The organism is Brevibacterium luteolum (assembly GCF_025147615.1).
Taxonomy (GTDB): domain Bacteria; phylum Actinomycetota; class Actinomycetes; order Actinomycetales; family Brevibacteriaceae; genus Brevibacterium; species Brevibacterium luteolum.
Genome location: NZ_JALXPM010000034.1, coordinates 21,947 through 31,694 on the forward strand (window position 1 = coordinate 21,947; position 9,748 = coordinate 31,694).

General features: G+C 66.5%; 6 protein-coding genes. 1 reads left to right on the plus strand and 5 read right to left on the minus strand.

The annotated features are described in order from the left end of the window. Positions 1-16 precede the first annotated feature (16 nt). The 5 genes from M3C25_RS09395 to M3C25_RS09415 all read right to left on the minus strand — a co-directional run bounded on the left by M3C25_RS09395 (position 17) and on the right by M3C25_RS09415 (position 9,357). Complete coding sequence (locus tag M3C25_RS09395; RefSeq protein WP_165884768.1) at positions 17-1,000, minus strand: gluconeogenesis factor YvcK family protein; 984 nt, start codon at positions 998-1,000, stop codon at positions 17-19. Positions 1,001-1,090: 90 nt separating this feature from the next. Beyond that, on the minus strand, positions 1,091-1,996 hold the full coding sequence (rapZ, locus tag M3C25_RS09400) for an RNase adapter RapZ (protein WP_259856076.1): 906 nt from the start codon (positions 1,994-1,996) through the stop codon (positions 1,091-1,093). Next, complete coding sequence (gene uvrC / locus M3C25_RS09405; protein WP_259856079.1) at positions 1,989-3,905, minus strand: excinuclease ABC subunit UvrC; 1,917 nt, start codon at positions 3,903-3,905, stop codon at positions 1,989-1,991. Before uvrC ends, rapZ begins: the two co-directional genes overlap by 8 nt. Positions 3,906-3,907: 2 nt before the next feature. Continuing rightward, a complete protein-coding gene (gene uvrA, locus M3C25_RS09410; protein WP_375545115.1) occupies positions 3,908-6,820 on the minus strand; it encodes an excinuclease ABC subunit UvrA in 2,913 nt (970 codons plus the stop codon). Positions 6,821-6,828: 8 nt separating this feature from the next. Beyond that, on the minus strand, positions 6,829-9,357 hold the full coding sequence (locus M3C25_RS09415) for a DEAD/DEAH box helicase (RefSeq protein ID WP_259856090.1): 2,529 nt from the start codon (positions 9,355-9,357) through the stop codon (positions 6,829-6,831). A gap of 104 nt (positions 9,358-9,461) precedes the next feature. On the opposite strand from M3C25_RS09415, the gene M3C25_RS09420 reads away from it, so the two are divergent. Next, a partial coding sequence (locus tag M3C25_RS09420; RefSeq protein WP_259856092.1) for a YciI family protein occupies positions 9,462-9,748 on the plus strand: 287 nt, incomplete at its 3' end.

A 9,748-nucleotide genomic window follows, 5' to 3' on the forward strand; every position in this document is an offset into this window, starting at 1 on the left:
GATTGTCCACCGCTGCTCACCACTGTTCGTCGACGGTGATGCCAGCGTCAAGCAGCACGTCGCGATAGCAGGCGGCGAGCTTGAGGCTGTCGTGCTGGCTCTGCTTGCGTCCGCGCAGCGACCGGGTCCACAGCCGCGCCGCGAAGAGGCGCTGTGCTTTGGCTTCGAGTTCCGGTTCGGCCCGGGCGGCGTCCTCGTCGACGAGAACATAGTCGAAGCGCAGCCGCGGGGCGTGCGAGTGCAGTGATTCGAGGTGATCGCACAGGCTCAAATCGCGGGTCTCGGCTTTCGCACCGGGCAGGTTGAGGGTCAGGGTGCGCAGTGCATCTGAGGCGAAGATCGCCTCAGCGAGATCCGGGACGAGCAGGTGGGGCATGACGGAGGTATACCAGGAGCCGGGACCGAGGTTGAGGATCTCGGCTGCCCGCACGGCGTCGATCGTCTCAGCGCGGGCGGGCGGGTTGTGCGGCACGAGCCGCACTTCGCGCAGGTGCCCGTCCGTTGCCGCCAGGGCCGACTGACCCTGCACCACCTCGGGCGCGGCATCGGGGGCGAACTGGACGTCGCCTTCGATACGCAGCGGCAGCGACGACATCGGCAACACGCGGCCGTGGGCGCGCAGCAGGCGCGCCATCCAGTCGAGGCCTTCGACGTGGTCTCCGAGGAGCTGCCAGAGAGCGGAGATGAGGAGGTTACCGACCGAGTGGTCGTGCAGCGGGCCGTCGGAGGAGAACCGGCTCTGGATGACATCGCGCCACACCCGGCCCCATTCGCCGTCGTCGCACAGCGCGGCCAGTGCCATGCGCAGGTCACCGGGCGGCAGGCCGCCGAGCTCTTGGCGCAGGCGACCGGACGAACCGCCGTCGTCGGCCACGGTGACGACGGCGGTGAGGTTCTCCGTCAGCAGCCGGAAAGCGCGCAGCGCAGCGTAGAGCCCGTGGCCGCCGCCGAAGGAGACGACCTGTGGGCCGCCGGTGCTGCGCCGCTGGCGCGCGGCCATGACGAACGGCAGCTCTTCGGTGTGGAGGCGGTGGGCGCTGGGGCTGTAGCTGCTCGGGTCGGGACGTGAGAATCCTATGTGCTGACTCATCTACTCGCGTCCCAGGTCGCGGTGGCGCACGGTCACCGATGCGGTCGTGCGCTCGGCCAGCCGGCGGCCGAGCTCCTCGCTCATCGCAACCGAGCGGTGCTTGCCGCCTGTGCAGCCGAGCGCAATCGTCATATGCGATCGATTCTCGTGTTCATAGCCTTCGATGACGACGTCGAGCGCGCCGAGGTAGCGGTCGACGAAGGCGAGGGCGCCGTTCTGCGAGAGCACGTAGTCGCGCACAGGTGCGTCGGTGCCGTTCTGGCCGCGCAGCTGCGGAATCCAGTAGGGGTTGGGCAGGAAGCGAACGTCGGCCATGAAATCGGCGTCGACGGGCACGCCGTATTTGAATCCGAAGCTCTGCACGGTGATCCGCAGCTGGTTGCTGTCGCTGCCGCTGAGCAGGGAGTGGACGTTGGCACGCAGCTGGTGGACGTTGAGGTCGCTGGTGTCGATGAGGATGTCTGACTGGTCGCGCAGCGGGGCGAGGGCCTTGCGCTCTTCGGTGATGCCGTCGATGAGGGTGCCCTCGCCCTGCAGCGGGTGGGGGCGGCGGACGGATTCGAAGCGGCGCACGAGGGCGTCGTCGTTGGCGTCGAGGAACAGCACCTTGATGTTGAGGCCCTGCGAGCGGTAGGCGCTGAGCGTCTGGTTGAGCTCGGAGAACATCTGGCGGGTGCGCACATTGGTGACGACGGCGACCTTCGGCAGCGATCCGTCGGCGCGGGCGACGAGTTCGACCAGCGGCGGGATCATCTGCAGCGGCAGGTTGTCGACGACATACCAGTCCATGTCCTCAAGGGCGTTGGCCGCCGTCGAACGGCCGGCTCCGGACATTCCGGTCAGCAGCAGCACCTCGACGTCGTCGCCGGTGGCCTCGATGGCAACCGGTGATGAGGCGTCAGTCATCGGCAGTCCCTTCCGCAGTGGTCTCATCTGCCTCAACAGTATCGGATTCTGCTGCCGGGCTCAGTGTCCGGTGGATCTTCTCCGCCAGGGCAGGACCGATGCCTGGGGCAGCGGTGAGATCGTCGACCGCGGCGGCCCGGATCCGTTTGACAGAGCCGAAGTGCTTAAGCAGCGCCTTCTGCTTGGCCGCCCCGAGCCCGGGGATGCCGTCGAGGGCCGATGAGCGCTGGGCTCGGGTGCGCTTCTGCTGGTGGTAGCGGATGGCGAAGCGGTGGGCCTCGTCGCGGATGCGCTGGAGCATGAAGAGGCCCTCCGAGCCACGCGGGAGGATGACCGGGAACTCATCACCGGGCACCCACACCTCTTCGAGTCGCTTCGCCAGGCCGACGACGGAGATGTCGGTGATGCCGAGATCATTCAGCGCCTGCACGGCGGCGTTGACCTGCGGCAGCGCACCGTCGACGACGAGCAGGCTGGGCCGGTAGCCGAATCGCTCGTCCGGCTCGTCCTCGACGAGGCTCTCGAGGTAGCGGGAGAAACGCCGGGAGACGACGTCGTACATCGCCGAGGTGTCGTCCCGCGCGGCATCACCGCTGATGGAGAACCGCCGGTAGTCGCGTTTCTTGGCCAGGCCGTCTTCGAACACGACGAGCGAGCCGACGACGTTCTGACCCGACATGTGCGAGTTGTCGATGCATTCGATGCGCAGCGGCGGCTCCGGCAGGTTCAGCGCCTGCTGGATCTCGCTCAGCGCTTCGCTGCGGGTGGTGAGGTCGGAGGCACGCTGCATCTTGTGCCGCATGAGCGCCTGCTCGGCGTTCTTGTGCACGGTGTCGAGCACGGCCTTCTTCTCCCCGCGCTGCGGGACCCGCAGTTCGACTTTCGTTCCGCGCTGCTCGCTCAGCCAGGTCGTGGCGAGCTCGACGTCGCTGGGCAGGGTGTCGAGCAGGATCTCCTTGGGGATCGCGTCGGCATCCATGCCGCTGTAAGCCTGTCGCAGGTAGTCGAGTGTCAGCTCCGCAGGCGTGAGGTCCTGGAGGCGTTCGATGATCCAGCCGCGCTGGCCGCGGATGCGGCCGCCGCGCACATGGAACACCTGCACCGAGGCCTCCAGCTCCTCGACGACCATGGAGAAGACGTCGACGTCGACATTCTGCGACAGCACCACGGCGCTCTTGTCGAGGACCTTCTCAAGCGCCTGGATCTCGTCACGCAGCTCGGCAGCGCGCTCGTAGTCGAGGTTCTGTGCGGCGTCGGCCATCTCGCGCTGTCGGCTGGAGATGAACTGACCGGTGTTGCCCCGCATGAAGTCGGCGATGTTGCGGGCCAGCTGCCTGTGCTCCTCCGGTGTCACCCGGCCGACGCAGGGGGCGGCGCATTTGTCGATGTAGCCGAGCAGGCAGGGTCGGTCGGTCTGCCGGGCACGGCGGAACACTCCGGCGGTGCAGGTGCGCACCGGCCAGGCTTTGAGCAGCAGGTCGAGGGTCTCCTTGATCGCCCACACCTGGGTGAAGGGACCGAAGTAGGTGACGCCCTTCTTGCGGCTGCCGCGGGTGACGAAGGCGCGCGGGTATTCGTCCTGCATCGTGATCGCCAGGTACGGATACGACTTGTCGTCGCGGAACATGACGTTGAATCGCGGGCGGAACTCCCGGATCCACGTCCATTCCAGCTGCAACGCCTCGACTTCGTTGTTGACGACGGTCCAGTCGACCGAGGCTGCGGTGTGGACCATCGTGAAGGTCCGCTGCATAAGCGCGGCTGGGTTGCCGAAGTACGAGTTGAGCCTGGCGCGTAGGTTCTTCGCCTTGCCGACGTAGATGACCCGCCGGTCGGCGTCGCGGAAGCGGTAGACGCCGGGCTGGGTGGGGATCTCACCTGTCGCCGGACGGTACTTGCTCGGATCCACGGTCAGGTCCGGTTAGCGAGCATCTCGGCCAGGAACTGCCCGGTGTAGGACGATTCGATGGCCGCCACCTCTTCCGGTGTTCCCTCCGCGATAACGGTGCCGCCGCCGCGTCCGCCTTCGGGCCCCATGTCGACGATGTGGTCGGCTGAGGCGATGACGCCGAGGTTGTGCTCGATGACGATGACGGTGTTGCCCTTGTCGACGAGACCCTGCAGCACACCCAGAAGCTTGCGGATGTCCTCGAAGTGCAGGCCTGTGGTCGGTTCGTCGAGCACGTAGACGGTGCGGCCGCGCGAGCGTTTCTGCAGTTCGGCTGCGAGTTTGACGCGCTGGGCCTCACCGCCGGACAGCGTGGTGGCAGGCTGGCCGAGGCGCACGTAGCCCAGGCCGACTTCAACCAGGGTGTGCAGGTGCCGGGCGATGGCAGGGACCGCCGAGAAGAAGTCGGCGGCCTCCTCGATGGGCATGTCGAGCACATCGGCGATCGTCTTGCCCTTGAACTTCGCTTCGAGGGTCTCCCGGTTGTAGCGGGCACCGTGGCAGACCTCGCAGGGGACGTAGACATCGGGCAGGAAGTTCATCTCGATCTTGATGGTGCCGTCGCCGTGGCAGTTCTCGCAGCGTCCGCCCTTGACGTTGAAGGAGAACCGGCCGGGCTGGTAGCCACGGATGCGGGCGACTTCGGTTTCGGCGAAGAGCTTGCGCACGTGGTCGAACACGCCGGTGTAGGTGGCGGGGTTCGACCGCGGCGTGCGGCCGATGGGCGACTGGTCTACGTGGATGATCTTGTCGAGGTCTTCGTGACCGGTGATCCGCTTGTGGCGGCCGGGTACGCGGTTGGCGCCGTTGAGGTCGTTGGCCAGCTGCGTGTAGAAGATGTCATTGACGAGCGTCGACTTGCCTGAACCGGACACTCCGGTCACGGCGGTGAAGACGCCGAGCGGCAGTGAGACGGTAACGTCCTTGAGGTTGTTCTCACGGGCGTGGTGGACGGTCACCATCTTCTTGCGGTCGACCGAGCGGCGCTGGGTCGGGATCTCGATCTGGCGCTGGCCGCTGAGGTAGGCACCGGTGATGGAGCGCTCGGCCTTCGTGAGGTCGGCGACGGGTCCGGAGTAGACGACCTCTCCCCCGTGTTCGCCGGCGCCGGGTCCGATGTCGACGATCCAGTTGGCGGCCTCGATCGTCTCCTCGTCGTGTTCGACGACGATGAGGGTGTTGCCGAGGTCGCGCAGCTTGAGCAGCGTTTCGATCAGCCGCCGGTTGTCGCGCTGATGCAATCCGATGGACGGTTCGTCGAGGACGTAGAGCACGCCGACAAGTCCGGAGCCGATCTGGGTGGCCAGGCGAATGCGCTGCGCTTCCCCGCCGGAGAGTGTGCCGGCGGTGCGGTCGAGGCTGAGGTATTCGAGTCCGACGTCGAGGAGGAACCCGAGCCGGGCCCGGATCTCCTTCATCACCTGTGCCGCGATCGCCGCGTCACGGCCGCTGAGCTCGAGACCGGTGAGGAATTCGGCGGCCTGGTCGAGGGCCATGGTGGAGACGTCGGCGATCGACTTGCCTGCGATCTTGACGTGCAGCGCCTCGGGCTTGAGGCGGGTTCCGCCACAGGCGGCACACGGCACCTGCCGCATGTAGGACTCGTAGCGTTCCCGGGCGTGGTCGGATTCGGTCTCACCGTGCTTGCGCAGGATGTACTGGAATACACCTTCGAAACCGGTCGAATAGGTCCGTTCGCGGCCGAACCGGTTCTTGTAGCGGACGTGGACCTGGTAGTCCTTGCCTTCGAGGATCGCCTTGCGGTGGGACTTCTTCAGGTCCTTCCACGAGGTGAACAGGTCGAAGCCGAGTTCATCGCCGAGGCCCTTGAGCAGCCGGTTGAAGTACTTCGCTGTCGTCTTGCCCTTCGACCACGGCGCGATCGCACCTTCACCCAGGGTGAGGTCCTCATCGGGCACGACGAGCGTCTCATCGACCTGCAGCTTCGTGCCGATGCCGTCGCAAACGGGGCAGGCGCCGAACGGTGAGTTGAAGGAGAAGGTGCGCGGTTCGATCTCATCGACGGTGAGCGGATGGTCGTTCGGGCACGACATGTTCTCCGAGAACGTCCGGGTGGTGCCCTCGTCGACGAGCTCGACATCGAGGCGCCCGCCGGCGGTTGCCAGCGCGGTCTCGACGGAGTCGGTGACGCGCTGGCGGATGCCGTCCTTGGCGACGAGCCGGTCGACGACGACGGAGATATCGTGCTTGTACTGCTTCTCCAGCTTCGGCGGATCGGTCAGCTGCACCTGCTCGCCGTCGACGACGGCGCGGGAGAAGCCCTTGGTCTGCAGGTCGGCGAACAGGTCGGCGAACTCGCCCTTGCGCCCGCGCACAAGCGGGGCGAGCACGATGAACTTCGTGCGCTCCGGCAGGGTCAGCAGCTGATCGACGATGTTCTGCGGTGTCTGCCGGGTGATCGGCTCACCGCATTCCGGGCAGTACGGGGTGCCGATGCGCGCCCACAGCAGGCGCAGGAAGTCATACACCTCGGTGATGGTGCCGACGGTCGAGCGCGGGTTCTTCGAGGTCGACTTCTGGTCGATCGACACCGCCGGTGAGAGGCCTTCGATGAAGTCGACGTCGGGCTTGTCCATCTGTCCCAGGAACATCCGCGCGTACGACGACAGCGATTCGACGTAGCGGCGCTGGCCCTCGGCGAAGATCGTGTCGAAGGCGAGGGAGGATTTTCCGGAGCCGGACAGCCCGGTGAAGACGACCATCGAGTCGCGCGGGATGGCGATCTCGACGTTCTTCAGATTGTGTGCCCGGGCCCCTTTGACCCACAGCGTGTCGAGGTGCGATACGCCGCGGTCGGCCTCTGCATTCGCGGTCTGAGTAGTCACAGTGTGTACTTTAGTTCCCTTCACTGACATCGGTGATTTCAGCGCATCGGGCCGACGTCGAGGATCTCGACGACGACTTCGCCGGCGCTGTCGCTGGCGGCCACATCGACGCGGGCGGTGATCGCCCAGTCGCGGTCGCCGTCGGGGTCGGCGAGGATCTGCCGGACTCTCCACTCCTCCTCGCCTTCGGTGATCTGCACATAGGCAGAACTCCGGGCGTCGCCATCGATGCGCAGATCGCCGTACTCCTCGTAGAAGTCCTCGATCGCGTTCTCCCACGCCTTGGCATCCCAGCCGGAGTCAGCATCGAGTTCGCCGAGGTGGTCGTAGGCGGCGCGTTCGGCCAGCAGCACCCGGTGGAACATCGTATTGCGGATCAGCGAGGTGAACCGCCTGCGGTCGGAGCTCAGCGTCTGTGCGGCGGCCGGCAGCAGCGCCGGTTCGTCCTCGTCTCCCCCGCCCGCGGTGCGCAGCGCCTCCCATTCCTCGACGAGGCTGGAGTCGACGCGGGCAATGAGCTCACCGAGCCAGTCGATGATCTCCTGCAGGCGCTCGTCGACGGCGTCGGCGGGCACGTTCTGCACGAGTGCCCGGTAGACGTCCATGAGGTAGCGCAGCAGTCCGCCTTCGACCCGGGCGAGCCGGTAGTAGGCGACGAACTGCGAGAAGTTCATCGACTGCTCGATCATGTCGGCGACGACCGCCTTGGGCTCGAGCCCGACCTCGCGCACCCACGGCGAGGTCTCGGCATAAGCGTCGAAGGCGGTTTCGAGGATCTCGGCGTTCGGCTGCGGGTAGGTCAGCTCGTCGAGGATCGCCATCCGCTCGGTGTACTCGACGCCGTCGGCCTTGAGCGCAGCGAGCTCCTCCTGTTTGATCCGGTCGAGCTGGCCCTTGAGGATCGTGAAGTGCACCGGGGTGGTCGCCTCGATGATCGAGAGCACGTTGAGCGCCCAGTCGTCCCCGTCGCGGTCGAACAGGTCGAGGGCGGCCAGCGCGAACGGCGAGAGCGGCTGGTTGAGTGCGAAGTGGGGGCCGAGGTCGCGCTGCAGGACGTAGCGCACCTCCGGTTCGCCGTCCGGTCCCGAGGCGTCGGTGACCTCCCGGCGGATGACGTCCGAGCGCAGCAGCGCGCGCCCGATCTTGAGCGCTTTGAGGTACAGGTCGATCTTCGCCGCGGCTGTCTCGTGGGTGGCGTCGATGAACCGGCGGATCGTGTGCACGCCGCTGCCGGGCCTGGAGAGCAGGTTGAGGATCGTGGCATGGTTGAGCTGCATGTGGGAGCGCAGCTCTTCGGGCTGGCCGGTCGTGAGCTGGTCGAAGGTCTCTTTGGACCAGCCGACGAATCCGGTCGGCGGCTGCTGCTTGCGGACCTTGCGCCGCTTCTTCGAATCGTCGCCGGCTTTGGCGAGGGCCTTCTGGTTCTCGATGACGTGTTCGGGGGCCTGCGCGACGACGTAGCCGACGGAGTCGTAGCCGGCCCGCCCGGCACGCCCGGCGATCTGCTGGAACTCGCGCACCGTCAGCCGGCGCATGCGCCGGCCGTCGAATTTCGCCAGCCCGGTCAGCAGCACAGTGCGGATGGGCACGTTGATGCCGACGCCGAGGGTGTCGGTGCCGGAGATGATGCGCAGCAGCCCGGCGCCGGCGAGCTGTTCGACGAGCCGGCGGTAGCGGGGCAGCATGCCGGCGTGGTGAACGCCGATGCCGTGGCTGAGCAGGCGCTTGAGGATCTGCCCGAACCCTTTGGAGAAGCGGAAGCCTTTGATCTCTGCGGCGATCGCCTCCCGCTCCTCACGTGAGCACAGGTTGGCGCTGACGATGTTGCCGGCCAGGGTCACGGCCTGGGCCTGGGCGAAGGAGACGATGTAGACCGGTGCACGGTCCTTGGAGATGAGCTGGCGCAGCGTTTCATGCAGCGGCTCCTCCGAGTACCTGTACTCCAGCGGCACCGGACGGGTCGCCGATGTCACGAGGGTGACGTCGCGGCCGGTGAGTTCGCTGAGGTCTGCGCTGATGTGGGACATGTCGCCGAGCGTGGCGGACATGAACACGAACTGGGTCTGCGGCATCTCCAGCAGCGGCACCTGCCAGGCCCAGCCGCGCTGCGGGTCGCCGAAGTAATGGAACTCGTCCATGACGACGAGTTCGACGTCGAGTTCGGCGCCTTCGCGCAGCGCCTGGTTGGCCAGGATCTCAGCGGTCGCGCAGATAATCGGGGCATCGGAGTTGACCGAGGAGTCACCGGTGATCATGCCGACGTTCTCGGCTCCCAGTGCGGCGGTGAGGTCGAAGAACTTCTCACTCACCAGTGCCTTGATCGGGGCGGTGTAGTAGGCGCGGCGGCCGGTGTTGAGGGCGGCGAAGAGCGAAGCGAGGGCGACCATCGACTTGCCGGAGCCGGTCGGTGTCGCGACGATCGTGTGGTCGCCGGTGAGGACGGAGAGGATGGCCTCTTCCTGTACCTCGTAAAGTTCGATTCCCTGCTCAGCGGCGTAATCGGAGAAGGCTGAGAACAGAGTGTCCGGGTCGGCGTGGTCACTCGGTATCTCAGGCAGCGTCGGCACGCATGTCTCCTCTGGGAGTGTGGGGAACGGTCTACCGTACACTCTAACCAGAGATCACCGCCGCCTTATTCCCGCACAGCGGGCCCGTCGAGCAAGGAGACCTGATGGCCGTCTTCGCAGTCCAGTACACCTACAGCTCTGATACCGAAACCCGGATGCAGACCCGCCCGCAGCACCGGACGTGGCTCTCCCGCCTGTTCGACGAGAAGGTGATCCTGGCTGCCGGCCCATTCGACGAGGAGCGTCCCGGTGCCCTGCTTCTCGTGTATGCCGAGTCGCAGGCGGCCGTCGAGGACGTCCTCACCCAGGATCCCTACGCCGAGGCGGGCGTCATCGAGGGTGTGGAGATCCGCCAGTGGACACCGGTCTTCGGACCGTGGGTGCAGGACTG